Origin of the sequence: Daejeonella sp., from assembly GCF_046590655.1 — a bacterium.
Lineage (GTDB): Bacteria > Bacteroidota > Bacteroidia > Sphingobacteriales > Sphingobacteriaceae > Daejeonella.
Genome location: NZ_JBKJUM010000103.1, coordinates 1 through 24,001 on the forward strand (window position 1 = coordinate 1; position 24,001 = coordinate 24,001).

General features: G+C 41.3%; 27 protein-coding genes and 1 riboswitch. Of the genes, 12 read left to right on the forward strand and 15 right to left on the reverse strand.

Features of this window, described 5'->3' with window-relative positions; translation table 11 throughout:
- The 4 genes from ACLL8Z_RS09955 to ACLL8Z_RS09970 form a co-directional block, all read right to left on the reverse strand.
- On the reverse strand, nt 1–603 hold a 603-nt coding region (locus ACLL8Z_RS09955; protein WP_411274630.1), incomplete at its 3' end, for a hypothetical protein.
- Nucleotide 604: 1 nt separating this feature from the next.
- Nucleotides 605–1,879, reverse strand: a complete 1,275-nt coding sequence (bioA, locus tag ACLL8Z_RS09960) for an adenosylmethionine--8-amino-7-oxononanoate transaminase (RefSeq protein WP_411274631.1) — start codon at nt 1,877–1,879, stop codon at nt 605–607.
- Entirely contained in the window at nt 1,861–2,316 is a 456-nt protein-coding gene (locus ACLL8Z_RS09965) for an NUDIX domain-containing protein (protein WP_411274632.1), read from the reverse strand. The genes bioA and ACLL8Z_RS09965 overlap by 19 nt, the downstream gene beginning before the upstream one ends.
- A complete protein-coding gene (locus ACLL8Z_RS09970) occupies nt 2,306–3,289 on the reverse strand; it encodes a cation diffusion facilitator family transporter (protein WP_411274633.1) in 984 nt (327 codons plus the stop codon). Before ACLL8Z_RS09970 ends, ACLL8Z_RS09965 begins: the two co-directional genes overlap by 11 nt.
- Nucleotides 3,290–3,414: 125 nt before the next feature.
- Here ACLL8Z_RS09970 and ACLL8Z_RS09975 point away from each other — a divergent pair, with 125 nt between their 5' ends.
- Together ACLL8Z_RS09975 and ACLL8Z_RS09980 are read left to right on the forward strand one after the other, a co-directional pair.
- The gene (locus ACLL8Z_RS09975) at nt 3,415–4,611 is read left to right on the forward strand and encodes a pyridoxal phosphate-dependent aminotransferase (RefSeq protein WP_411274634.1); all 1,197 of its coding nucleotides are present in this window, start codon (nt 3,415–3,417) and stop codon (nt 4,609–4,611) included.
- Between the two features lie 476 nt (nt 4,612–5,087).
- Nucleotides 5,088–6,062 (forward strand): bifunctional heptose 7-phosphate kinase/heptose 1-phosphate adenyltransferase, encoded by a 975-nt coding sequence (locus ACLL8Z_RS09980; protein WP_411274635.1) that lies wholly within the window; start codon nt 5,088–5,090, stop codon nt 6,060–6,062.
- A gap of 275 nt (nt 6,063–6,337) precedes the next feature.
- On the opposite strand, the gene ACLL8Z_RS09985 is transcribed toward ACLL8Z_RS09980, so the two are convergent.
- The 4 genes from ACLL8Z_RS09985 to ACLL8Z_RS10000 all read right to left on the reverse strand — a co-directional run bounded on the left by ACLL8Z_RS09985 (nt 6,338) and on the right by ACLL8Z_RS10000 (nt 8,859).
- Nucleotides 6,338–7,585: an ABC transporter permease gene (locus tag ACLL8Z_RS09985; RefSeq protein WP_411274636.1), complete on the reverse strand. Its 1,248-nt coding sequence runs from the start codon at nt 7,583–7,585 to the stop codon at nt 6,338–6,340.
- Nucleotides 7,586–7,902: 317 nt separating this feature from the next.
- The gene (locus ACLL8Z_RS09990; RefSeq protein WP_411274637.1) at nt 7,903–8,148 is read right to left on the reverse strand and encodes a hypothetical protein; all 246 of its coding nucleotides are present in this window, start codon (nt 8,146–8,148) and stop codon (nt 7,903–7,905) included.
- Between the two features lie 11 nt (nt 8,149–8,159).
- Nucleotides 8,160–8,429 carry a thioredoxin family protein gene (locus ACLL8Z_RS09995; protein WP_411274638.1) on the reverse strand — a complete coding sequence of 90 codons (270 nt, stop codon included), beginning with the start codon at nt 8,427–8,429 and terminating at the stop codon, nt 8,160–8,162.
- 58 nt (nt 8,430–8,487) lie between these two features.
- Nucleotides 8,488–8,859 carry a metal-sensitive transcriptional regulator gene (locus ACLL8Z_RS10000; RefSeq protein WP_411274639.1) on the reverse strand — a complete coding sequence of 124 codons (372 nt, stop codon included), beginning with the start codon at nt 8,857–8,859 and terminating at the stop codon, nt 8,488–8,490.
- Between the two features lie 337 nt (nt 8,860–9,196).
- Between ACLL8Z_RS10000 and ACLL8Z_RS10005 the strand changes: the two genes are divergently transcribed.
- The 4 genes from ACLL8Z_RS10005 to ACLL8Z_RS10020 all read left to right on the forward strand — a co-directional run bounded on the left by ACLL8Z_RS10005 (nt 9,197) and on the right by ACLL8Z_RS10020 (nt 14,661).
- A complete protein-coding gene (locus ACLL8Z_RS10005) occupies nt 9,197–9,445 on the forward strand; it encodes an FAD-dependent oxidoreductase (protein WP_411274640.1) in 249 nt (82 codons plus the stop codon).
- Between the two features lie 241 nt (nt 9,446–9,686).
- Nucleotides 9,687–10,778 carry an FAD-dependent oxidoreductase gene (locus ACLL8Z_RS10010; RefSeq protein ID WP_411274641.1) on the forward strand — a complete coding sequence of 364 codons (1,092 nt, stop codon included), beginning with the start codon at nt 9,687–9,689 and terminating at the stop codon, nt 10,776–10,778.
- Nucleotides 10,779–11,028: 250 nt separating this feature from the next.
- Nucleotides 11,029–11,168: riboswitch (cobalamin riboswitch) on the forward strand.
- A 109-nt stretch (nt 11,169–11,277) separates the two neighbouring features.
- Entirely contained in the window at nt 11,278–12,249 is a 972-nt protein-coding gene (locus ACLL8Z_RS10015; protein ID WP_411274642.1) for a ribonucleoside-diphosphate reductase small subunit, read from the forward strand.
- Nucleotides 12,250–12,282: 33 nt separating this feature from the next.
- Nucleotides 12,283–14,661 (forward strand): ribonucleoside-diphosphate reductase subunit alpha, encoded by a 2,379-nt coding sequence (locus ACLL8Z_RS10020; protein WP_411274643.1) that lies wholly within the window; start codon nt 12,283–12,285, stop codon nt 14,659–14,661.
- 22 nt (nt 14,662–14,683) lie between these two features.
- On the opposite strand, the gene ACLL8Z_RS10025 is transcribed toward ACLL8Z_RS10020, so the two are convergent.
- The gene (locus tag ACLL8Z_RS10025) at nt 14,684–14,851 is read right to left on the reverse strand and encodes a PepSY domain-containing protein (RefSeq protein ID WP_411274698.1); all 168 of its coding nucleotides are present in this window, start codon (nt 14,849–14,851) and stop codon (nt 14,684–14,686) included.
- Nucleotides 14,852–15,275: 424 nt separating this feature from the next.
- Between ACLL8Z_RS10025 and queA the strand changes: the two genes are divergently transcribed.
- Complete coding sequence (gene queA, locus ACLL8Z_RS10030) at nt 15,276–16,325, forward strand: tRNA preQ1(34) S-adenosylmethionine ribosyltransferase-isomerase QueA (protein WP_411274644.1); 1,050 nt, start codon at nt 15,276–15,278, stop codon at nt 16,323–16,325.
- 65 nt (nt 16,326–16,390) lie between these two features.
- Nucleotides 16,391–17,062, forward strand: a complete 672-nt coding sequence (locus tag ACLL8Z_RS10035; protein WP_411274645.1) for a 2-C-methyl-D-erythritol 4-phosphate cytidylyltransferase — start codon at nt 16,391–16,393, stop codon at nt 17,060–17,062.
- A 43-nt stretch (nt 17,063–17,105) separates the two neighbouring features.
- Here ACLL8Z_RS10035 and ACLL8Z_RS10040 read toward each other — a convergent pair whose 3' ends face one another.
- The 6 genes from ACLL8Z_RS10040 to ACLL8Z_RS10065 form a co-directional block, all read right to left on the reverse strand.
- Nucleotides 17,106–17,261 (reverse strand): lmo0937 family membrane protein, encoded by a 156-nt coding sequence (locus tag ACLL8Z_RS10040; protein WP_340383059.1) that lies wholly within the window; start codon nt 17,259–17,261, stop codon nt 17,106–17,108.
- 135 nt (nt 17,262–17,396) lie between these two features.
- On the reverse strand, nt 17,397–17,618 hold the full coding sequence (locus tag ACLL8Z_RS10045) for a DUF2795 domain-containing protein (RefSeq protein ID WP_002996718.1): 222 nt from the start codon (nt 17,616–17,618) through the stop codon (nt 17,397–17,399).
- Nucleotides 17,619–17,699: 81 nt separating this feature from the next.
- Nucleotides 17,700–18,248: a cob(I)yrinic acid a,c-diamide adenosyltransferase gene (locus ACLL8Z_RS10050; RefSeq protein WP_411274646.1), complete on the reverse strand. Its 549-nt coding sequence runs from the start codon at nt 18,246–18,248 to the stop codon at nt 17,700–17,702.
- Nucleotides 18,249–18,406: 158 nt separating this feature from the next.
- The gene (locus ACLL8Z_RS10055) at nt 18,407–19,141 is read right to left on the reverse strand and encodes an ABC transporter ATP-binding protein (protein WP_411274647.1); all 735 of its coding nucleotides are present in this window, start codon (nt 19,139–19,141) and stop codon (nt 18,407–18,409) included.
- A 57-nt stretch (nt 19,142–19,198) separates the two neighbouring features.
- Nucleotides 19,199–19,492 carry an Asp-tRNA(Asn)/Glu-tRNA(Gln) amidotransferase subunit GatC gene (gene gatC, locus ACLL8Z_RS10060; RefSeq protein WP_411274648.1) on the reverse strand — a complete coding sequence of 98 codons (294 nt, stop codon included), beginning with the start codon at nt 19,490–19,492 and terminating at the stop codon, nt 19,199–19,201.
- 9 nt (nt 19,493–19,501) lie between these two features.
- Nucleotides 19,502–20,131, reverse strand: coding sequence for a lysophospholipid acyltransferase family protein (locus tag ACLL8Z_RS10065; protein ID WP_411274649.1), 630 nt, complete (start codon nt 20,129–20,131; stop codon nt 19,502–19,504).
- Between the two features lie 221 nt (nt 20,132–20,352).
- Here ACLL8Z_RS10065 and trpS point away from each other — a divergent pair, with 221 nt between their 5' ends.
- From trpS to ACLL8Z_RS10085, 4 genes are all read left to right on the forward strand, one after another.
- Entirely contained in the window at nt 20,353–21,348 is a 996-nt protein-coding gene (gene trpS, locus ACLL8Z_RS10070) for a tryptophan--tRNA ligase (protein ID WP_411274650.1), read from the forward strand.
- A gap of 79 nt (nt 21,349–21,427) precedes the next feature.
- Nucleotides 21,428–22,042 carry a deoxynucleoside kinase gene (locus ACLL8Z_RS10075; RefSeq protein ID WP_411274651.1) on the forward strand — a complete coding sequence of 205 codons (615 nt, stop codon included), beginning with the start codon at nt 21,428–21,430 and terminating at the stop codon, nt 22,040–22,042.
- Nucleotides 22,043–22,064: 22 nt separating this feature from the next.
- Complete coding sequence (kdsB, locus tag ACLL8Z_RS10080) at nt 22,065–22,811, forward strand: 3-deoxy-manno-octulosonate cytidylyltransferase (protein ID WP_411274652.1); 747 nt, start codon at nt 22,065–22,067, stop codon at nt 22,809–22,811.
- A 25-nt stretch (nt 22,812–22,836) separates the two neighbouring features.
- Nucleotides 22,837–23,928 carry a serine hydrolase domain-containing protein gene (locus ACLL8Z_RS10085; RefSeq protein ID WP_411274653.1) on the forward strand — a complete coding sequence of 364 codons (1,092 nt, stop codon included), beginning with the start codon at nt 22,837–22,839 and terminating at the stop codon, nt 23,926–23,928.
- Nucleotides 23,929–24,001 lie beyond the last annotated feature (73 nt).

Sequence of the window (24,001 nt, forward strand, 5' to 3'; positions counted from 1 at the left end):
AATCTCCCTCTCCAACCCTACCAACCACTTCCCAAACAATTCACTCTCAAACTCCACCGCTTTATCCGCATGCCTCTCCCATTCAGGAGAAAAATTCTTCAGCTGAACCAGCATTTCTTCCAAATGGCCCTCTTCCTCAAGAATAATTGATTTGACATTTACTTTGCTGCCGGCAGAATCGAGCACGTCCTGGTAAACAGGATATAATTCATCTGCCCGCACCTCAATAGCATAAGTCACTAACAGGTATGCCGCGAATTTCAGGTCGTTTCCTGATAACATTAATTCGGACTTCAAGTATTTACACACCTGTACATCAAGCATATTTAGATAATACCGGCTATCCTTTGTGGCTAATAGGTATTCGTCAGAATAGTTAGGGCAAAATCCGGAGCCAAGCTTAGAGATCTGTTTTTTCAGATAAAATGCATGGCGATGCTCCTCGGCCGCATGCTTTAATATGATCAGGGTGACCTCGGTTTTATGCTCGCTGGCAGAAATCTTTCGGGCACCCGTGTTCTCCATCAGCGATAAGGTATTCAGCCATTTGGCATGTTTTTCTGTATCGGCTACTATGCCCTTAAGTAATTGCTTAAAATCCATTTTAAAATTTTTCGAGAGCTTTTATAATTTGTTTGTAGATACACCCCAGCTGCGCATTCGTAATACAATAGGGCGGCATGATGTAAACGATGTTCCCAAGCGGACGAAGAATAATCCCCTCTCCCAGAAAGAAATTATAAAGGTCATCGCGCAGACTGTTAAAATAGGAAGTGTTATTCCCGGTTTCCCATTCTACAGCAAGGATAGTCCCTGTCTGGCGTAAGTTTCTTATTTTCTGGTGTCCGGAAATACTCAAGGCAAATTGCCTGTGCTGATCTGCTATCCGCTCTATATCGTTTAGCGTTTCGGGTTTTAGAAGCAGGTCCAGGCTGGCCAGAGCTGCCGAACAGGTGACGGGATTGGCCGTGAAAGAATGACCATGAAAAAGTGTTTTCATTTTATCTTCCGATAAAAAAGCATCGTATATTCTACTGGTGCATGTGGTTAAGCCTAGTGCCATAGTTCCGCCTGTTATCCCCTTAGAAAAACACATTACATCAGGTTGTTCATATAAATGGTTCGAAGCGAACAGCTTGCCTGTCCTACCAAATCCAGTCATCACTTCATCTGCGATTGTGAGTACGCCCTCCTTTTTACAATGTTCGAGTAGCTCGTCAAGGTATTTTGCCTCGTACATGTTCATTCCGCTTGCACCCTGCACCAGGGGTTCAAAAATAAATGCAGCTAGTTCAGGCGCAAGATCGCTAAGTTGTTCTTTCAGAGCGGAAATATTTGTCGCGTTTGGAAGATCAATAAATTCTACTTCAAAAAGCAGCTTTTCGAAGGGCCTGGTAAAAGAGCTTCTGGCACTTACTGCCATTGCACCAAATGTATCGCCATGATAAGAACCATGAAAGGCGAGCACTTTAGTTCGTGGCTGTTCTACATTGCTCCAGTATTGTAAGCACATTTTCAGAGCGACTTCCACTGCGGTAGAGCCATTATCTGAGTAAAAAACCCTCTTTTGGTTGTTTGGGAGTATAGCAATCAATCTTTCGGCTAACTCCACAGCTGATGGATGTGTAAAACCAGCAAAGATCACATGTTCGAGTGTACGGAGCTGCTCTGCAACTTTTTCAGCTATATATGGATGGGAGTGGCCATGAATATTTACCCACCATGAAGATATAGCATCAATAAACTTTGTGCCATCTTCTGCAATCAGATAAACCCCTTCACCTCTGACTATTGGGATGGGAGGCGCTGCCTTATGCATCTGGGTGTAAGGATGCCAGATCACAGCCTGGTCGCGTTCAACTAATGATTTTTCTGCCATTTCTCTTTTATTAGTTCTATAACTTTCTGATCAGTTGGAAATGTGACATCTTCAATGTCCAGAGCTGAAACATCTTTCCATCTGAAAGCCTGCAAAAGATCTCCTTCTGAATCAAAATCAAAGATCTTTTCTTTAAAATTTAGTATCAGCTCCGCAACAGGTTTCACGATATAATAAACGCTGATAACCTGACTGTCGTTAAAAACAGACTTTATAAAAAAATCTGTAGTGTAAAAATGCCCGACAATCTCGACTTCTGCATTGCATTCTTCGACAAACTCCCGCTTTAGCGCATCAATCAGTCCTTCACCATACTCTAATCCGCCTCCCGGGAACTTGCTGAAACGGAATCCGTATTCCTCCTCATCGCTCAAAAGGATCTGGCCTTTCTCATTGATAAGCAAACCGTAAACACGCACATTGAAATTATAGACCATCCGAAAAATGCTTTTTATTCCGCGTTACATTTTCAATTGACCACTCTATGTCGCGAGTCTTGGGAGCTGACCTGACCGGACAATTTTCCATTCGGCAGTAATGACAGCATTCTGGAACACAAGGATCGGCATGAATGAAAAATTCGATCGAAGAATTCACTTTACTGTTCATCATGGCATCGACTCCCGATACCTCCTCATGAACTTTATTCAGATCAAAATAATATGGCAGGGTTAAGTGGCAATCAATGTGAATATCCGGGCCGTAACGCTGGGTCCTGAGATTATGCATGTCAATCCAGCTGTCTTTACGATTTAATTTCAGGATGGAAATTACCTCATCTGCGGTTTCAAAATCAGATTCATCCATCAATCCTGAAACTGATCGTCTGACCAATTTATAGCCACTGTAAATAATAAACAGCCCCAGAGCAATAGAAAGTACGCTATCCAGATAATTCAATCCCGTAAGGTAGATAAGCAAAAGTCCTAGAACCAGGCCTGCGCTGGTATAAGCATCGGTTTGAAGATGTTTACCATCGGCAAAAAGAGTTATCGAGTTGAGCTTTTTGCTCTGGCCTAAAAGGTAATAGCCAAGCACAAAATTTATAAATCCCGTTCCAGCTATGATTATTGTACCGGCGATAAGTTCATCGATTTTATGGGGATAAACCAGGTTATATGCCGATTTGAAAATGATGAGTATGCCAGCAATTACTATTAGTGTGCCTTCAACGAAAACCGAAAAGAACTCAACCTTTCCATGCCCATACGGATGGTTAGTATCCTTCGGCTGGGCAGCGATATAGATGCTGTAAAAGGCAAACGCACTGGCAAGAACATTAACTATGCTTTCTGCAGCATCTGTAAGGATTGAGTTTGAGGAGGTGATAAAATAGGCAATAAATTTAGCCAGCATCAGCAAGATGCTAACACCAAGGGAAATAAGAATTACTTTTTTTTTACTTTGCAAACCGGGAGCTTAATGAGGCGAATTTAGGTAATACAACACTGTGAATTTTATAAAATTGGAAATTTTTGGCTCATTTATGTTTAATTTTTGCATTCGCTGGGCAGGTTTCTATATTTGCCTTAATTATGAATACATTATCAAAGAGAATTAACAATTTATCAGAATCTGCCACTATTAAAATGGCAAAGATGGGCAGGGAATTGGCTGCAAAAGGCGTTGATGTTATCAGTCTTAGCTTGGGAGAAACGGATTTTTTTACTCCCGACTTCGTCAAACAGGCTGCGAAAGATGCAATCGACCAGAATTTTTCATACTACACCCCGGTGCCGGGATACCCTGAACTAAGAAAGGCAATTGCAGCAAAGCTAAAACGGGAGAACAACCTTGACTACGACTTCGATCAGATTGTCGTATCTACGGGTGCAAAACAATCATTGGCAAATGCTATTCTTTGTGTGGTTAATCCTGGAGATGAGGTGATTATACCGACGCCGTACTGGGTTTCTTATTCTGAGCTTGTAAAATTAGCCGAAGGAGAGTCGGTTTTCATAAATACCAGCTTAGAAAGTGATTTCAAGATTACGGCAGAAGATCTTGAGGCGGCAATAACGCCGAAGACAAAATTGTTCATGTTCTCTTCTCCAAACAATCCGACAGGAAGTGTTTATACACGTGATGAGCTTTCATCACTTGTCAAAGTATTCGAAAAGTACCCTGAAATTTATATTATCTCAGACGAAATATACGAGCACATAAATTTCCTGAACGAGCATGAGTCTATTGCGCAGTTCGATAGCATTAAAGACCGCGTCATCATTATCAACGGACTTTCAAAAGCTTATGCGATGACGGGCTGGAGGATTGGTTATTCGGTGACTAATAAAGAACTTGCCGCAGCCTGCGATAAGTTACAGAGCCAGATCACCTCGGGCACTTGTTCAATTACACAAAAGGCAGGGATCGCTGCATATGAAGGGGGTTTGGATACTGTTAAAGAAATGAAGAGGGTTTTCAAAGAACGGCGCGATCTTGTTTATGGCTTATTAAGAGATATCCCCGGATTGAAGGTTAACTTACCTGGCGGAGCATTTTATTTTTTCCCTGATGTGAGTTCATTCTTTGGGAAAACCGCACCCGATGGCTCAACAATTAAGAACGCAGAAGATCTCTCCCTTTACCTTCTAAATACAGGCCATGTGGCTACTGTTAGCGGTGACTCATTTGGCGACCCTAATTCAATTCGCCTCTCCTATGCTGCAGCTAACTTGAAACTGATCGAGGCTATGAAACGTATTAAGGAAGCCCTGGGAGCGTTGAAGTGATTGGTTGCCTGCCGGAATGCAGGGCAGTTTTAGGCGAAGCACTATAATCCGGTTCAAATCATTTTGAAGCAAAATATGTCTATATGTTTTTTATTGTTCACTTTTGAACAAATTCCAAAAGTAGGCCCTAATTTTAAAACAAAGTTTAAGACTGACCCCGAAGGAGGTCATATGTTTATAAAAAGTTCATATTAGACGTATTCCCGACCCCTAAGGTGGTCGCATGTGATATTTTCAGACCACATACGACCACCTTAGGGGTCGGTCCTGCAAGGATATTCATGTTCTATAAACATGCAACCCCTTCAGGGTCGGGCAGCAAAATTTTTTAATTAAAGAATAAATCAGGCAATGGCTAATTACTCCAATGGGTTTAATTGCCTTATAAAGCGCTTCAATTTAAGGCGTTTGCGCAGCGGCTTGTCCGTCTGTTGTCGGAATGGATAAAGAAAATTTAAATAAATATGCAGCCTACCATGACCAGCATTTTCGAAAAGTTCAACTCGTTGAATATCCTTATTATCGGAGATGTTATGATGGACAGTTACGTCTGGGGTAAGATCGAAAGAGTATCTCCAGAAGCACCTGTTCCTGTAGTACAGGTGACTAAAAAAGAAAACCGCCTCGGAGGTGCTGCTAACGTAGCATTAAATGTTCAATCTTTAGGTGCCAGACCAATTATTTGTGCCATAATTGGTGATGATCAGGAAGGGATTGATCTAATCAGGTTGATGGATGACGCCAGCCTGCCTAAAGAAGGAATTATTACTGTTAATGGCCGCCAGACTACTGTTAAAACCAGGATCATAGCCCATAACCAGCATATCGTACGGGTTGATGCCGAAACTGATACAACGATTCCAGTAGAATCAAGTCGCATGGTGCAGGAGCGGATAGCAGAGGTAATCAGGAGTCATAAAATTGACGCGATCATTTTTGAAGATTATGATAAGGGCCTGATTTCGGAAGAACTTATTACTTTTGTTGTTCAATTAGCCCTCCAAAAAAACATTATTACTGTAGTAGATCCTAAAAAAAGGAATTTCCTTTTTTATAAAGACGTCAGCTTATTTAAGCCAAATCTAAAGGAATTACGGGAAGGACTGAAAACCGAGGTCGATCCATCCAGCATTACTCAAATTGAAAATACTGTAAACCTTCTTCGCGAAAAGCTAAATGCAAGGAGCATCATGCTTACCCTTTCTGACCACGGGGTCTTTATTAGCAACTCTAAGGAGCATAAGCTAATTCCGGCACATGTTAGAAGTATTGCCGACGTATCCGGTGCAGGCGATACTGTGGTTGCAACCGTTGCTGTATGTCTTGCCTCAGGCCTTGATGAATTTGAATCAGCTGCAATAGCAAACCTGGCCGGTGGATTAGTATGTGAACATGTCGGCGTGGTGCCGGTTGATAAGGAACAGTTATTGAAAGAAGTCCAGCTTCTATAAGGTTAGCCTGTCAAAGTTGACCTGAAGACTGAATGTCACGGTCGGGATTGCTCCCCGACTGGATCGGGGATCTCCTCATAGAGGCGGCGAAGCTCGCGTCCCCCACCATTTTCAATGTAAGAAAGTTAAAAAACCTCCAGCGCAGCTGTAAAATTAACTATGCAAATCGAGTGTGCAGAATTAATTTCCTGGTCGACACTAGCGGCTGTAGCCGCGTGTCAGGACGAGATCCCCGAACCCGTCGGGGAACATCTCAACTCTCAATTTAAAAAACCCTATTTACTCCGTATTGCCTCAACCGGATCCAGCCTTGAAGCCATAAAAGCAGGTATGAAACCTGATATCAGGCCAATAGCGGTAGATAAAATTATGGTTAGAATAACTTTACTTATATCGACAACGATGTTGAGATCGAAGAACGTCTTAGATACAAATGCGAGAATAAATACAATGCCTAGACCTATGACACCACCCATTAAACATAACGTGACCGATTCGATGAGGAATTGAAGCATTATAAAATAATTTTTGGCTCCTAATGACTTCTGAATACCAATGATGTTAGTCCGTTCTTTCACAGAAACAAACATAATATTTGCAATTCCAAAGCCCCCCACCAGAATCGAAAACCCGCCGATGAATGCGCCGGCGAAGTCAATTATACCAAAAAGCTGGTCGAGCTGAGCAGTTAGAATGGTTGTTTTATTAAGAGAGAAATCATCATCGTCGCTCGGACTAAGGCGGTGGATAGACCTTAATGTACCTTTTAATTCCGCCTCCAATTCCTCTATACTAACATTTTCGCGCCCCTTTACGATTATCTGCGGTCCGTATCGTTCATCTTCGACTTTTATCACACCTTTTGCAAAATTCAAGGGGACAAGGACTGTCTTATCTGCTGAAACACCAAGCATATCTTCACCTTCTTCTTTGAATACGCCGACGATTGTAACTTTTCTTCCCAAAACGGTTATTACTTTTCCGATGGGGTCGATATTAGGAAATAAGCCCTCAGCAATTTGAAAACCGATAATTGCCAGTGGCCTTCCAGCTTTCGATTCACTGTCGGTAAAATACCTGCCGCCCTCGAAATCAAATTTCCACACCTTATAATAATCGTGAGCAGGGGCGGATATCCGCGCCCCTTCGATACTATTGTTCTTATATTTGATGGTTCGGTTACCCATTCCAATTTCAAAAGATATACCTTCAGCACCTTGCAAACGATCGCTTAGCTTGGCATAATCTCTCAGGGTAGGCTGCGGCCGGCTGATATATTTCCACCAGGGGAAATCCGGACCACCAGTCCAGGGCCATTTTTGTATGTAAATGGTATTGCTTCCCAGTTTTTCAACGCTGCTCTGAATATTGTTACGAAGTGTATCAACAGCTGAAAATACGCTGATAATGGTCATAATACCGATTGTTATGCCTAACAATGATAAGATGGTCCTAAGCTTATTTTGCCTAAGAGCTTCAAAAGCAAATAGAAAGCTCTCTTTAAAAAGTTTAAGAAATATCATATTGCCATTTAGACCAAATTTAATTAAAAACGTTACATCAGTATTAAGATTTGATGATTTATATTTTCGCCGATCTGGAAGTTTCCATGAAAGTTCACATGAAAAGATCTTACGCAGAACGGGCATGAAAATCCATATGCTTAGCCGGCATTGATACACATCTCAAAGCAGAGCGCTGTAAGAATACGTCTGCTCTAGCAAAGAAAATGGCTAACTCCCTTGATATTCAAGTATAATACAGCCTTGCCACATGTTAGAAGAATTGCGACTTCCTAAAATAGTACTCAAAGCCGGTTTTTGGAGCCGGCTTTTTTATTTTACTGCTTTGGAGTAACCTTTTTTACGGACGCTGTTGTCTGTCCTTTTTGGCAGCAAGATGGTTTACTAGCTTGTTTCTCAACGAGCTTGCATTTTGGCGTGCCCCTGTCTGGGCAATTTTTTATCAGCTTGCATTCTTTCGTCCCTTTGTCCGGGCATTCCTGCTGAAGTCCGTTAAAAGCGTAATTTGAACCGGCTGTAAAAATCATCACCGCGGTTAATAATCCGAAAAGTTTCTTTTTCATATTTATGTTATTTAGTTTAATTGCCCTAAACCTGCCTGGCTTAATTGCTCTCTGGTTATGCCTCCGTCGGTCAAAATCAACTTCTTTCCATTTACAACTACAGTGGGAACAGACATTACGTTATATTGCTTTAATTTCTCTGTAAAAAACTCAGAGTCCTCCTGTCTTGATAAATCATAGATTTTAATCTCGCAACTGCCGCAGCTCATTGACTGCACCAGTTCTACTATAGGGGTGCATACCGCGCATCCTGCCGTGAAAACTTCGATCTTTCTTTTCATAATACTTTTATTAATTTAATCAAAGTTCGGTTCGTTCAGGGGAGGTATGCAAATTTTTTTACTTTTCATTTTTAAATTTAATCATCAACTGGTAAGCGGCCTGGATTTCCTTCATCTTTTGCGTAAGCTCTTCTTCTGTTAAAGCAGCAAACTTTACTCGTAATGATTCAATTGTTTCTTCTTGTCCGCAATTTCCAGGGCAAGCTTCTACAGCTTCGGAAATTTTTGCCGCTAATGACTTTCTAAAGGTTTCATCAATTAGTAGGGTCTGAGCTGCTTCCAGTGCCTTACTTATCGCCTTAAACTGGTGAAGGATTTGCCCGGGGTCTTTGTCGTCATCGAGCATTCTAACAATACCTTCGACCTGGCCTTTTATGGTGTTTAGTCTGCTCTTTACATCACGGGTTAAATCTTTGGGTAGCATCTTCATAGAAAGCAATTATAATGGTAGTTGGGGGAGGTAGACAAATATTAGTTGAAATAAGTACAGAAACCATGCTAAACAAGATTAACAGCAGGAAAACCCTGTTTTTTTTATGCGGTTTGTCTGGCAACCAGGCTGGTCAATTTTACCCGTAAGTTTTTCATTTCATAGGCCAGTAACATAAAGATTAGACTAACACGGGCTAAAGAGATGTTGCGTGATGAATTAAACAAATATTACAAACCGAATCAACTTTTAGACTTCAATCTTGTTGGATGTGATAGAAAAACAGAATTTGTGATGAAAAGATTAATGCCTAATTAACACATTGTACATCTACATTATGAAAAAAGAAGATCCTATAAACCCCCTGGTAACGTCCGGCAGAAATTTAAGCTATTGGATAGATTCTGTTGAACCGATAAAATTCCAAGCACTTATGCATCCCTGCACAACCGACATTGCAGTAGTAGGCGCAGGCATTTCCGGATTGTCGGTTGCGTATAATTTGCTCAAAGCAGGAAAAAAAGTAAAGGCCTTTGAAGACGGGTATGTAGGAAGCGGTGAAACGGGAGAACAACGGCGCATCTAGTAAATGCGCTTGATGATTTTTATACTTATATAGAGAATTACCACGGAGAAGAGGGAGCAAGAATAGCCACCGAAAGCTATACAGGGGCAATAAATTTCATTGAAAGAACGATTAAAGAAGAGGGAATAAACTGTGATTTTGAGCGAGTAGACGGCTATCTGTTCCTTCACCCAACGGACAAGAAGGAAACTCTGGAAAAAGAACACGACGCAACAAATAGAGCCGGTATCAAACCAGTCTATTGGATCAAACTCCAGGATTAGCAAAAGAAACAGGCCCCTCCCTTCACTATCCAAACCAAGGGCAGTTTCACATAATGAAATACTTAAAGGGCCTTACCGACGCGATAATTAGGATGGGTGGAGAAATTTATACAGAAACACATGTTGAAGCCATTAAGGAACATGAACTGATAGCGAACGGACATGTTGTTAAGGCTGATATCATTGTTGTTGCAACTAATTCGCCAATTAATGATTTGGTTACCATGCATACCAAACAGTGGCCCTATCGTACCTATGTTGTTGGAATAAAAGTTGCCAAAGGGGCCGTAAAACATTCTTTATGGTGGGATACCGGTGATAAAGATTCAAAATGGGTTACAGAACCATATAAATACACCCGGTTACAAAGTCTGGACGATCAAAATGACCTTATCATCTGTGGAGGAGAAGATCATAAAACCGGCCAGGCGGATGACGAAGGGATACCAGAAGAGAACCGTTATGATGTATTGATTGAATTTGTTCGCCAAAACTTTACTTCTGCCGGTGAAATAATCTATAAATGGTCTGGCCAGGTGCTCGAACCTTTAGATTGCATGGCATATATAGGGAAAAACCCGGGTAATGACTCTATCTATATTGTAACCGGAGATTCGGGTAATGGGATGACACATGGCACCATCGCAGGAATGCTTTTAAAAGATCTGGTATTGGGAAAAGAAAATCCCTGGGCTAAACTTTACGATCCTTCCCGTATTACACTTAAGGTTGCAGGAGACTACTTAAAGGAAGCGGGAAATATGGCTGCTCAATACACCGATCTGATCGCTAAAGGAGATGTAGAATCTGTAAACGAGATTCCCTCTGGAGAAGGCGCCATTATTACCAAGGGATTGAAAAAGGTTGCCGTATATAAAGATGAAACCGGAGTTATACATTCCTATTCCGCTATATGTCCGCATCTGGGCTGTGTAGTACACTGGAACGCTAACGAAAAAACATTTGACTGCCCTTGTCACGGCTCACGTTTTACCTATACGGGCGAAGTTGTTAACGGCCCAGCGGTTAGTGGCCTTGAAAAAATCAGTTTGAAGCAGGATCAATCATGACCTAAAAAGTCGCTTACGCTTTTCCACAAGTCAGGAATGACTTGCTCAATACAACATGAATTTTCTTAACTCAATTCTGGTTTGTGGGAGAAGTGTTAAAGGAAAGAATAAGCAAGAAGATTCTGGCGCCGAAATACCACTAAACCAAAATGTATCTTACGTTTTCCGATTTTGTTAACAACTTTCCCCTTGTTCAAAAATTGATCATCTAAGTACAGTCTACTAATCTATATTTGTCTCAACAAGTTCTTTCACATTATATCATAAAGGTTCTTAGTCAGGCAGTGCCGGACTAAGATTAAAAGGGAACCGGGTTAAATGCCCGGGCTGACGTGCAACTGTAAGGATACAAATCCAAGCCAGACACCTGCCAGAATGATTTTTGTCAAAACTTTCACGCATAAGGTTTTGGCGGAAGCTCGTCTCCATAAGGCACTCCTGCCATTGGAATACCCGTCTTTTGTCAATTCCTGTTTCGCATCATTAAAACCAATTTGTTATGCAACAGGATGAAGTACTATTAAAAGAAAACAAGGATCGTTTCGTGATCCTGCCCATCAAACACCCCGCTATTTGGGAAATGTACAAGAATCATGAAGCTAGTTTCTGGACAGCGGAAGAGATTGATCTTTCTGGCGACTTAAAAGACTGGGAAAACCTGAATTCGGGTGAGAAACATTTTGTGTCCCACATCCTCGCATTCTTCGCAGCCAGCGATGGAATCGTCAATGAAAATCTTGCAGTCAACTTTATGAACGAAGTTCAGGTCCCCGAAGCTCGCTGCTTTTACGGTTTTCAGATCGCTATGGAAAATATTCATTCAGAAACCTATGCATTGCTTATCGATACTTACATCAAGGACGCTGGAGAAAAGGACCGCTTATTTCACGCGATCGAAACCGTTCCTTGTGTAAAGAAGAAAGCAGAATGGGCATTGCGATGGATTGACAATGGCACTTTTGCTCAGCGCCTTGTGGCATTCGCTGCTGTCGAGGGAATTTTCTTTAGCGGAAGTTTCTGCTCAATTTTCTGGCTTAAAAAACGCGGGCTTATGCCTGGATTAACATTCAGTAATGAGCTGATTTCCCGCGATGAAGGGCTGCATTGCGAATTTGCCTGCCTCCTGTACAGTATGCTGAACAATAAGCTTTCTCAGGAAGAGGTATTCCACATAATCGCCGATGCTGTTGAAATAGAAAAAGAGTTTATAACTGATGCACTTCCTGTGGCTCTTATCGGAATGAACGCCGGGCTTATGAGTCAGTACATTGAGTTTGTGGCCGACAGATGGCTATTTGAACTAGGCTATGAAAAGATGTTTGGAGCCAGCAATCCCTTTGACTTTATGGAAATGATATCGCTTCAGGGAAAAACTAATTTCTTCGAAAAAAGAGTCGGCGATTACCAGAAAAGCGGCGTGCGTTCAACCAACGAAACAAGTCAGGCATTTTCGCTGGACGAAGATTTTTAGTAATTCAATTTCTCACCTGTTAATCCACCCGATATGTTTGTAATAAAAAGAAACGGCAGAAAAGAAACCGTAAAATTCGATAAAATAACTGCCAGGATTGAGAAATTGTGTTACGGCTTAAACCCAGCCCTGGTAGATCCAATAGATATTGCCAAAAAAGTAATTGAAGGATTATTTGATGGGGTAACAACATCAGAGCTCGACACTCTTGCAGCTGAGACAGCAGCATCGCTTACCACCAAACATCCAGACTATGCCTTACTTGCATCGCGTATAGCGGTATCCAATCTGCACAAGAATACCACTAAATCATTTACAGATACGATGCGAAAACTACATCAGTACGTTGACCCGAAAATCGGTAAGCCTGCCTCGCTGATTGCCGATGATGTTATGGAAATCGTCGAGTCCAACGCTAGTCTGCTTGATAGTACAATTATTTACGACAGGGATTTTAGTTTCGATTATTTCGGTTTCAAAACCCTTGAAAAATCTTACCTGCTGAAGCTGGATGGTGGAATTGCTGAGCGTCCGCAGCATATGTTTATGCGGGTTGCAGTTGGTATCCACAAAACAGATATTGATAGCGTGATAAAAACATATAATTTGATTAGTGAGCGCTGGTTTACACATGCTACACCGACGCTTTTTAATGCGGGCACACCAAAGCCGCAGATGTCATCCTGCTTTCTCTTAACGATGAAAGATGACAGCATCGACGGAATCTATGATACCCTAAAACAGACGGCTAAGATCTCCCAAAGTGCTGGTGGTATTGGTATAAGTATACACAATATACGTGCAACGGGATCGTACATAAGCGGAACGAATGGAACCAGTAACGGTATTGTTCCCATGCTTCGCGTGTTTAACGATACTGCCCGTTACGTTGACCAGGGCGGCGGGAAACGCAAGGGCGCATTTGCCATTTATCTGGAGCCATGGCACGCTGATGTTTTTGAATTTCTTGAATTGAGAAAAAATCACGGTAAAGAGGAAATGCGTGCCCGCGATTTATTTCTGGCTTTATGGATTTGCGATTTATTTATGCATCGCGTGGAAGCAGATGAAGAGTGGAGCTTGTTCTGTCCGCATGAGGCGCCGGGGCTGCATGAGTGTCACGGAGAAGAATTCAATCGTCTCTATACCAAATATGAACAGGAAGGAAGAGCAAGAAGAACTGTAAAAGCCCAGGATCTCTGGTTCGCCATTTTGGATGCTCAGGTAGAAACAGGTACTCCATATCTACTCTACAAAGATGCCGCGAACTCTAAATCAAACCAGCAGAATCTGGGCACGATTAAATGCTCAAATCTATGTACAGAAATATTAGAATACACTTCTTCCGATGAGGTAGCGGTATGTAACCTTGCTTCATTAGCACTGCCGCGATTTATCATTAATGATGCATTCGATCATCAGAAGCTCTATGAAGTCACCTATCAGGTAACATTAAATCTCAACAAGATCATTGACCACAATTACTACCCTGTAGAAGAGGCCCGGCATTCCAACTTACGTCACAGGCCCATCGGCATAGGTGTTCAGGGTTTGGCCGATGCATTTATATTGCTCAGGATGCCTTTTGAGAGCGATGAAGCGCAGCAATTAAATAAGGAGATTTTCGAAACCATCTACTTTGCAGCGATGACCGCTTCGAAAGACCTCGCCTTAAAAGAGGGTGCTTACGAAACCTTCAAAGGCTCCCCGCTTTCGGAAGGGAAGTTTCAGTTCGATCTTTGGAATATTAAGCCGGAAAGCGAACGCTGGGATTGGGAAAATCTCCGCCTCGACGTGATGAATCACGGAGTGCGCAACTCGCTATTGTTAGCTCCGATGCCAACTGCCTCCACTTCGCAAATACTTGGCAACAACGAATGTTTTGAGCCTTATACCTCAAATATTTATACCCGGCGTGTGCTCAGTGGTGAGTTTATCGTGGTAAATAAACATCTGCTTAAAGATTTAGTTAACCTTGGTTTGTGGAACAAGGATATTAAGAATAAGATCATAATGGCTAATGGTTCGATTCAGGACATCCCAGAGATTCCATCTGAAATAAAAGCTCTTTATAAAACGGTTTGGGAGATCAAGATGCGTACCATTATAGATATGGCTGCAGACCGTGGGGCCTATATTTGCCAGTCGCAATCGCTTAACCTGTTTATTAATTCGCCTAATACATCCAAGCTTACCTCTATGCATTTCTATGCCTGGAAAAAAGGCCTCAAAACCGGAATGTATTACCTGAGAACTCAGGCAGCTTCACAGGCTGTGAAGTTTACTGTGGAGAATCAAGCCGGGAAAAATATGGAACCTTTGATTCCAGAAGATGTACCTCCGATGTTTGACGAAATCGTTGAAGGGCCGGTCTGTTCTATGGAAGAAGGTTGTGAGAGTTGTTCAGGATAAAATTAAGATCGCTGACCACATCTCATGCTTTCTTCTTCCATTTCCATAACAAAAAACCAGTGATAGAAAGTACTGGGCCTGAAAGTCCAATAAGACAGAAGAAGAGTTTTATCCAAAAGTTTCCATATTCGATAAAATGGATACCCCGCACCAGGCTGGATAATGATTTGGTTATCAGCAGTGCACTCACTTCACCGGAAGCCGGATTAACATTGACTGTATTGTAAAACGCGTTTGAATTTATCCATGAGGATGACAGACAGTGGGTAGCTGCCCAATTAGCAATGGCTAGCCCGGGTACAAGCGTCAAAATCCCACCATTCCGATTCTTTGATGGTAATAAAAAGTATCGGTGGGTAGAAACTTTAGATGCCAGACTTTTAATTCTAAGCGATTAATTCTTAATTAAAATATTCTCCCCGCGACATTCTTCATAGAAATTTCGTCTTGTTACCAAAACGTAGGATCTCCCGCCGTTTGCTATTTACAAATCACTAGTGTCCGGCTTATTCGCACAACCTAATACCTGTTGCATCTGCCGGACACCTAATTCCATTTCTCATTTCCCATTTTATTTCCTAAATTTGCGCCCTGAAATTCACTCAACAAAACATATGAAATTATCCCAGTTCAAATTTGATTTACCCGATTCGTTAATCGCTCATAACCCTTCAGAACAACGCGACGAAGCCCGTTTGATGGTGTTAAACAGGAAGACTGGTGCTATTGAACACAAGATATTTAAGGATGTTTTGGGGTATTTCGGAGATAAAGATGTGATGATCCTCAATAATACGAAGGTATTCCCTGCTCGCTTATACGGGAATAAAGAAAAAACAGGAGCTACAATAGAAGTTTTTTTGCTGCGTGAATTGAACAGAGAACTTCGTCTTTGGGATGTCCTGGTTGATCCTGCCCGTAAGATTCGTGTTGGAAACAAATTGTATTTTGGCGACAACGATCTTCTTGTTGCGGAAGTAGTTGATAATACTACATCCCGGGGTCGTACTATCCGTTTTCTTTTTGACGGCACTGATGACGAATTTCGCCGTAATATTGAAATTTTAGGGGAAACTCCACTTCCAAAATATATCAAGCGTAAAGCTACTGCTGAAGATAAGGAACGGTATCAAACTATTTTTGCTAAGGAAGAAGGAGCAGTCGCTGCGCCAACAGCAGGTTTACACTTTAGCCGTGAATTGATGAAGCGCCTGGAGTTAAAAGGCGTCGAGTTTGCAGAGGTTACACTTCATGTTGGGCTGGGAACATTCCGCGCGGTTGAAGTTGAAGATCTAACGAAACATAAAATGGATTCGGAGCAATATATTATTAACCAAAAAGCAGTTAATCTGGTAAACAACGCAATAGATAATAAGCAAAAAGTATGCGCTGTGGGTACCACTTCAATGCGTGCTATTGAATCTGCTGTTTCGGCAGGCAGAGAATTAAAGCCTGCAAACGACTGGACGAGTAAGTTCATTTTCCCTCCATACGAATTTAGTATTGCTAATTCGATGATCACTAACTTTCACACACCTGAGTCAACGCTGCTAATGATGGTCGCGGCATTTGGTGGTTATGATCATGTAATGAAAGCTTATGAGGTTGCTGTAAAGGAAAAATACCGCTTTTTTAGCTATGGCGACGCTATGCTTATCATTTAAGATCAGATTTTCTTATACCCGGTTTTTGATATATTTACAGCCAAATGATTGAAAAAAGTTCGGCTATGAAGTATTATGCCATCATTGTAGCTGGGGGTGCTGGAAGCCGAATGCAGTCCGAATTTCCTAAGCAATTCATGCTTTTGAACGGCAGACCTATTATAATGCATACCATCGAGGCGTTTTATAATTCGTGTGTTACTCCCATAATTAATGTGGTATTAGGCGCCGATTTTCACGAATATTGGCGAACACTTTGTACAAAGTACAATTTCATGATTCCCCATCAACTGATAGATGGTGGCGAACAACGTTTTCATTCTGTTAAAAATGGACTTGAATACGTTGAAGACCCTGCTATAGTAGCTGTTCATGATGCCGTTAGACCCTGTGTAAGCAGGGAACTTATTGAATCCGCATATGAGCAGGCAGAAGTAATGGGAAACGCTGTGGCTGCTGTTAAAAGCAGCGATTCAGTCAGGCAGAAAACTCAGAGCGGAAGTGTGAGTCTTGATAGGGAAAATATCTATTTAATCCAAACACCACAAGTTTTTAGCAGTGAAATTCTTAAAAAGGCTTACGAGCAGGATTACCGACAGAACTTTACGGACGATGCTTCAGTAGTCGAAATGTCGGGAGTGCGTATTAATATGATTGAAGGAGATATACGAAATCTGAAAATTACTTACCCCCAAGATATTCTTGTGGCAGAGAATTATTTAGTTTCAAAAAAATAACTACACCCATTTAAAATTAAATGAGTGCAGTTAAATTTATTTCTTAAATCGTACCTCCGCGGATTACACGAAGCAAGATCGCGATAATCGCAATTACAAGTAGAATGTGGATTAAATTGCCACCCATTGGTGAAATGAACGCTCCAAAGATCCAGAATATAATCAAAATAACTGCGATCAAATAAAGTAGATTACCCATAGTTTTTAGTGTTTAGTTAATTAATAGCTGATTAAGTTTCATATCATTAATGCTAAAATCGTACCGTTTGTTTGACCTAAGCAAAAAAATAGTATCGTTAATTAATAAAAAATCCCGCATGAGCGGGATAAAGGTTTAATACTCGTCTTCATTAAAGAAGAAATCGTCCTTTGTTGGGTAATCAGGCCATATTTCTTCGATGTTTTCATACGGCTCACCATCATCCTCCAATGCCTGGAGGTTTTCAATAACTTCAACAGGGGCACCAGAACGGATAGCGTAATCTATAAGTTCATCCTTTGTAGCCGGCCATGGCGCGTCCTCTAAATGCGACGCTAATTCTAATGTCCAATACATATTCTTAGAATTTGATTTATACTTTTTGTGCAAAAGTATAATAATTTATATAAGATTATTAATTAATTTTTAACAAGTTACTTAAACCCTCGGAAACCATTTATTTTCCGGCAAATTCCTCTCCTGGCCTAGTTTTCTGGCGAGGACGAATAGGAAGTCACTCAGCCGGTTTAAGTAGATGATCACCTTCTCGTCAACATAACTTTCTTCACTTAGGTGTACAGTAATTCGTTCAGCACGCCTGCAGACACATCTGCATATATGGCAGAATGAAACTGCCTGATCTCCGCCAGGTAGGATAAAGTGTTTAAGATCGGGCAAAAATTCATTCATCTGATCCATTTTCACTTCGAGCAGTTCGACATCGCTTTGATGAAGATCAGGAATTTTCATCCGCGATTTTTCCGGATCAGAAGCAAGCGTTGCTCCTATCGTAAACAAGCGGTCCTGAATTTCTTTTAAAACTTCTTTGTGGCTTGTGGAAATGTCCTGGTCCCGGATCATCCCGATAAATGAATTTAGTTCATCTACCGTTCCGTAACTTTCAATTCTTAGATTATACTTTGGCACCCGGGTACCTCCTATTAATGAAGTTAGACCTTTATCGCCGGTTTTAGTGTAGATTTTCATGTAAACTGAGGTCTGAAGTCAGAGGTCAGATGTCTGAGATTCTTTGGTAAAAATAACATTTAAATTAATTTTAATGGTCCCTCAGACTTCCGACTTCCGACTTCAGACTTCAGACTACAGACTTCAGACCTCCGACCTCCGACCTCCGACTTCCGACTTCAGACCTCCGACTTCCGACTTCTTGGAGTGACTGTTTTAATGTTTTCGTTTAGGTAATCATTTTCAATCAAGCCATCGCGCATCCGGACTATTCGGTGAGCATGTTGGGCAATATCTTCTTCGTGTGTAACAAGAATTATCGTATTACCTTTGGAATGGATTTCTTCCAGCAAGCCCATTATCTCCACAGATGTCTTTGTGTCAAGGTTTCCGGTGGGTTCATCGGCAAGGATAATTGAAGGATTATTTACAAGTGCGCGAGCAATTGCAACCCGCTGACGTTGGCCTCCGGAAAGCTCATTAGGTTTATGATGTACCCTGTTTCCAAGCCCAACATTTTCAAGAGTTTGCTGAGCCCTGCTTTCCCTTTCCCGGCGTCCAATCCCTGCATAAACAAGCGGCAGTGCAACATTTTCCAGTGAAGATGAACGGGGAAGCAGGTTAAAAGTCTGGAAAACAAATCCAATCTCTTTGTTTCTTATTTCAGCAAGTTCACTGTCCGACATCTCGCTGACACGGTTCCCATTTAAAATATATACCCCTTTTGTGGGCGTATCAAGACAGCCTAAAATATTCATCAGCGTAGACTTTCCGGACCCTGACGGGCCCATAAGCGCTACGAACTCTCCTTTATTTATTGATAATGTAACTGATTTTAAAGCATGGATCGTTTCCGCCCCGATAACATATTTCCTTCCGATGTCTGTCAAAGAAATTAGAGAATCTTGCGCCATATTTTAGTTTTGTTTTAAGACAGTCGGTAGTCCCGCTTGTTACAGAGCCTGCTTAATTTACTTTTTATTGATCACTTTAGCTACGCGGAAATACTTACCATCCTGACTTGGCGCATTTCGAAGTCCTTCTGTCCTGCTAATTGTCGGTTTCACTTCGTCATCCCTGAATATATTGACTTCCTCATTCATGTAAACCAAAGGTTCAACGTTTTCGGTATTTACCTCGTTAAGCTTATCCATAAAAGTGAGGATTCTGTTCATATCATCCAGTAAGCCTTGCTTCTCCTCTTCTTTTACTTCCAGCCGGGCAAGATGAGCCACCTTTTCAATTGTATCCAGATCTATTTTCATTGTTGACGATTATTCCGTAAAGCTACTTTTATGGTTTTCAAACCGTTCCTGTATCATTTCATAAACTTTATCTCTGAGGTATTCTGAATCCGAGGGAAGCAGGTCTTCAGTTTTAATGGGAGCGTGCACGTAAATATCGCAAATCCCTGGCTTACTTCCATATCTTACGCCATCATCCCACATTAATTTCCAATTATCAAAAATAGTTATCGGCAATATGGGAATTCCGTGCTCTATAGCAAGTTTAAATGGCCCATTTTTAAATGGCTGCAACACGGGTGGATAATGTCCGCTGATCATGCCCTCAGGAAAGATTACTACATTTTTTCCTGCTAGTATACTTTCTTCGGCTTTTTTAAATGCTCGAAAAGCTGACATTTTACTATCCCGGTTAAGCGGAATATCTATTGTTCGAAAATAAATCGCAGTTATGAAATTTTTCAGGAGTTCTTCCTTTCCCATAAATACCATATTTTTTTTTACCAATAAAATAACAGCTGTGATGTCTAAATTGGAAGTATGATTACCACAAATAATATAGGTTTTTTTCCAATCGATCTCTTGTTCGTAAGAGAATTTATAAAAAATTCCAGAAAGGGTTGTACTAGCGAAACTGAAGGCCCACCTGAGGCTGTTCATGCCTTTAAAATTAACAGGAGAACGGGAGTATAAATATATAAAAGGATAAAGCAGGATGAAAGATATGGCGAGGACAATCAGAAAATAATAAAGGTGCAGTTTCTTTAAGAAATTTTTCATCCAGTGTCAAAAATAGAAATTTCCATTTGAAAACTAGACAGGGTTTAAATGGAGACTCGCATTGAGCTGTTAGAGAAAAATTACTTACTTTCGCCCGTATTATGGAAACTGTCGTTAGTGGAATCCGAAGTACCGGGAAACTGCATTTAGGAAACTTTTTTGGAGCTGTAAAAAACTTCGTGCAGATGCAGCACGAGTATAACTGCTTTTTTTTCATCGCCGATTATCATTCGCTAACCACACATCCCACCCCCCGAGACCTCCATGGCAATGTAAAACAGGTTTTGGTAGAATATCTTGCTGCGGGCATTGACCCTGAGAAAGCAACCATCTATATCCAATCAAACGTTCCTGAGATCGCCGAACTGTATCTATACTTAAATATGAACGCATACTTGGGTGAATTGGAACGAAGCACCTCATTTAAGGATAAAGTACGTGCAAACCCTGACAATGTAAATGCCGGATTATTAACTTATCCGGTACTTATGGCTGCCGATATCCTTATCCACAAAGCAACAAAAGTACCTGTCGGCAAAGATCAGGAACAGCATTTGGAAATGGCAAGAACGTTTGGAAACCGTTTCAACAGACTATATAACAATGAGTATTTCCCTGAACCATTTGCTTTTAATTTTACCGAGAAACTTGTCAAAGTGCCGGGTCTCGATGGCAAAGGAAAAATGGGCAAATCTGAGGGTGAGGGCAATGCCGTATATTTGTCTGATGAAGCTGACATAATTCGCAAAAAGGTAATGCGTGCAGTAACTGACAGCGGCCCAACCGAAGAAAACCAGCCCAAAGCAGAGTCTATACAAAATCTTTTCGATCTGTTAAAAATCGTTTCGGCACCCGATACTTATCTGCACTTTGACAACCTGTATAATTCCTGCCAGATTCGATACGGCGACTTTAAAAAACAGCTGGCAGAAGATATGATAATTGCAACTACGCCTATTCGTGAAAGGATACGGGAAATTGCTGCCGATGATACTTACCTCAGAGAAGTAGCCCGTTTTGGAGCAATTAAGGCCAGGGAAAGTGCGTCGAGAACAATCAGGGACGTCCGGGAAATTATAGGATTCAAAAGTTTTTAGGATTTTGCCGGATTAAAAAAAGTATTTGTATTTTCAAACACGCTTTGCGCCTGCCGCTTTGCACTTACCGTAAATTACCATGCACATTGCTATCGTTGGAAACATTGGGGCCGGCAAAACTACCCTTACAGAATTGCTTGCAAAGCATTTAGGTTATGAAGCTCAGTATGAAGCTGTTGATAACAACCCTTATTTGGAGGACTTCTACAGTGATATGAAACGATGGAGTTTTAATCTTCAGATTTACTTCCTGAATAGTCGGTTCCAGCAAATCCTCGAACTCCAACAGACCAATAGAAATATAATTCAGGACAGAACAATCTACGAAGATGCTTATATTTTTGCTGAGAATTTGCATGATATGGGTTTAATGACCTCCCGCGATTACGATAATTATTCATCCATATTTGAGAATATCACTTCGTTTATCAAACCTCCCGACCTACTAATCTTTCTTAGAGCGTCCGTGCCGACCCTGGTTAACAATATTCAAAGAAGGGGGCGTGAATATGAAGCCGGAATACGCCTCGATTATCTATCCAAACTGAATGAAAAATATAAGAAGTGGATAGATTCTTACACCCAGGGAAAGTTGTTGATCCTGGACAAAGACAAACTCGACTTTGCAAATAATCCTGAAGACCTTGGCTTTGTTATAAATAGCATAGAACGGGAAATCAACGGGCTATTTTAGGCAAGCCTCAATTTTATACCGGATGAAAATACTTGGAATCATACCAGCCCGTTTCGCATCCAGCCGTTTCCCCGGAAAGCCATTGGCAGATATTGCCGGGAAGAGCATGATCCAAAGAGTGTATGAGCAATGCCTTAAATCTTCAAGTCTTAACAAACTTATTGTTGCCACTGATGACCTGCGTATATTAAAACATGTAAAAAATTTCGGAGGCGATGCTGTTATGACTTCCAAACACCATCCAAGTGGAACAGACAGATGCAATGAGGTAGCTACGTTTTTCCCGGAATTCGACATCTGCATTAATATTCAGGGCGATGAGCCAATGATTGACCCTCTTCAAATCGACCTTCTATGTAGCTGCTTTGATGACGGAATCACAGGACTAGCCACATTAATTAAGCAAATCACTACAAGAGATGAACTTTTCAATCCCAATTCTCCAAAAGTTACCTTCAATAAGGATATGGAAGCCATTTACTTCAGCCGAAGCACAATTCCTTTTTTAAGGAATTTAGATCCGGATATATGGTTAGACGGCCAGATGCATTACAAACATATTGGGATATATGGGTACAGAACTTCCACGCTTTCATCGATCACCCGACTGCCATTATCACCTTTGGAGAAAGCTGAATCACTCGAACAACTGCGTTGGTTGGAGAATGGCTATAAGATAAAAGTAGCCATAACAGACAAAGAAAGCCTCGCTATTGATACACCAGAGGACCTTCAAAAGCTGCTGACTCACATTAACTCTGGTTCCTGATGCCTCGCGCTTCAATATAACTGAAATGAGACTGTCTTTTTTTATCGGCTTATGCAGCATGATCATGCAAACCTCCTTTGCTCAACTCGAAAAACGAATTGATTCTGCCATCGCCAATAGCATCAACCCGGGAGAGCCGGGAATTGCGCTTTATATAGAGCATAAAGGAAAATTAGTATATAAGAAGGGTTTCGGCCTGGTTAATACAAACGGGGAAAAAATAAGTTCGAGTACTAACTTTAGGATGGCCTCTGTATCTAAACAATTCACTGCGATGTGTATCCTGCTTCTTGAAAAAGAAGGCAAGGTTTCCTTAGATGATCCCATTTCCCGTTTCTTCCCTGAAATACCTATTGTTATAGGAAATAAGATCAAGCTGAAGCACCTGCTCACCCACTCTTCAGGAATTATTGATTATGAAGCAATAATGAATGATTCACAAACGAACCAGCTCCTGGATCATGATGTACTTACATTACTTTCAAAACAGGATACAACTTATTTTGCACCCGGAAGCAAATTCCAGTACAGCAATTCGGCATATGCGTTACTTGCGCTCATAACAGAACGCATTACACAACAGACCTTCGCGCAGTTTGTAGAACAACGGATCTTCAAGCCCCTGAAAATGAAGAACTCACGAATATATGAGGCATCCAGGCCTATTCCTAACCGCGCGTTGGGTTTCGCAAAAGATATTAACAAAAAGCTTTATGCAAATGATCAAAGCCCAACAAGTGCAGTTAAAGGGGACGGGGGAGTTTATACATCGTTAAATGATTATAGAAAATGGACACATGCCTTATGGCAGGGCACATTAGTCGATCTTCTGGCTGTGTCGACGCGCTTAAATTTCTCCATTAAAAAGGTAACGGGGAGTTATTACGGACCCGGCTGGTTTTATTTCGATATCGACCACCCATACCTCTTTCATTCAGGAAGCACGTGCGGTTTTAGCACATTTTCAATAAATATTCCCGGGCAAAAGACTTCGATAGTCTATTTTTCCAACATTGCAAACAACCCTGCAACCTTCAGGATTATTTTAGATTTACTGTCGGATGAAGGGATAGGAAATCCGGCACCCGTATTCCAGCTGCATGACCTGACCAGATGAGTTGACCGCTTTAGTGAATTACCTTTTTACAAATCACAAACATTCTTTTCGTTAAACTTGCAGTATAGAATTA

Bases quoted from the DNA above. Each gene is read 5' to 3' on its own strand.
- ACLL8Z_RS10015 (WP_411274642.1), top strand. From the start codon at position 11,278: ATGCAACAGGATGAAGTACTATTAAAAGAAAACAAGGATCGTTTCGTG.
- ACLL8Z_RS10040 (WP_340383059.1), bottom strand. From the start codon at position 17,261: ATGGGTAATCTACTTTATTTGATCGCAGTTATTTTGATTATATTCTGG.
- trpS (WP_411274650.1), top strand. From the start codon at position 20,353: ATGGAAACTGTCGTTAGTGGAATCCGAAGTACCGGGAAACTGCATTTA.
- ACLL8Z_RS10045 (WP_002996718.1), bottom strand. From the start codon at position 17,618: ATGTATTGGACATTAGAATTAGCGTCGCATTTAGAGGACGCGCCATGG.
- ACLL8Z_RS09985 (WP_411274636.1), bottom strand. From the start codon at position 7,585: ATGATATTTCTTAAACTTTTTAAAGAGAGCTTTCTATTTGCTTTTGAA.
- ACLL8Z_RS09980 (WP_411274635.1), top strand. From the start codon at position 5,088: ATGACCAGCATTTTCGAAAAGTTCAACTCGTTGAATATCCTTATTATC.
- gatC (WP_411274648.1), bottom strand. From the start codon at position 19,492: ATGAAAATAGATCTGGATACAATTGAAAAGGTGGCTCATCTTGCCCGG.
- ACLL8Z_RS10065 (WP_411274649.1), bottom strand. From the start codon at position 20,131: ATGAACAGCCTCAGGTGGGCCTTCAGTTTCGCTAGTACAACCCTTTCT.
- ACLL8Z_RS09965 (WP_411274632.1), bottom strand. From the start codon at position 2,316: ATGGTCTATAATTTCAATGTGCGTGTTTACGGTTTGCTTATCAATGAG.
- ACLL8Z_RS10085 (WP_411274653.1), top strand. From the start codon at position 22,837: ATGAGACTGTCTTTTTTTATCGGCTTATGCAGCATGATCATGCAAACC.
- ACLL8Z_RS09975 (WP_411274634.1), top strand. From the start codon at position 3,415: ATGAATACATTATCAAAGAGAATTAACAATTTATCAGAATCTGCCACT.
- ACLL8Z_RS10000 (WP_411274639.1), bottom strand. From the start codon at position 8,859: ATGAAGATGCTACCCAAAGATTTAACCCGTGATGTAAAGAGCAGACTA.
- ACLL8Z_RS09990 (WP_411274637.1), bottom strand. From the start codon at position 8,148: ATGAAAAAGAAACTTTTCGGATTATTAACCGCGGTGATGATTTTTACA.
- ACLL8Z_RS10050 (WP_411274646.1), bottom strand. From the start codon at position 18,248: ATGAAAATCTACACTAAAACCGGCGATAAAGGTCTAACTTCATTAATA.
- ACLL8Z_RS10075 (WP_411274651.1), top strand. From the start codon at position 21,428: ATGCACATTGCTATCGTTGGAAACATTGGGGCCGGCAAAACTACCCTT.
- queA (WP_411274644.1), top strand. From the start codon at position 15,276: ATGAAATTATCCCAGTTCAAATTTGATTTACCCGATTCGTTAATCGCT.
- ACLL8Z_RS09995 (WP_411274638.1), bottom strand. From the start codon at position 8,429: ATGAAAAGAAAGATCGAAGTTTTCACGGCAGGATGCGCGGTATGCACC.
- ACLL8Z_RS10055 (WP_411274647.1), bottom strand. From the start codon at position 19,141: ATGGCGCAAGATTCTCTAATTTCTTTGACAGACATCGGAAGGAAATAT.
- kdsB (WP_411274652.1), top strand. From the start codon at position 22,065: ATGAAAATACTTGGAATCATACCAGCCCGTTTCGCATCCAGCCGTTTC.
- ACLL8Z_RS10035 (WP_411274645.1), top strand. From the start codon at position 16,391: ATGAAGTATTATGCCATCATTGTAGCTGGGGGTGCTGGAAGCCGAATG.
- bioA (WP_411274631.1), bottom strand. From the start codon at position 1,879: ATGGCAGAAAAATCATTAGTTGAACGCGACCAGGCTGTGATCTGGCAT.
- ACLL8Z_RS10020 (WP_411274643.1), top strand. From the start codon at position 12,283: ATGTTTGTAATAAAAAGAAACGGCAGAAAAGAAACCGTAAAATTCGAT.
- ACLL8Z_RS10005 (WP_411274640.1), top strand. From the start codon at position 9,197: ATGAAAAAAGAAGATCCTATAAACCCCCTGGTAACGTCCGGCAGAAAT.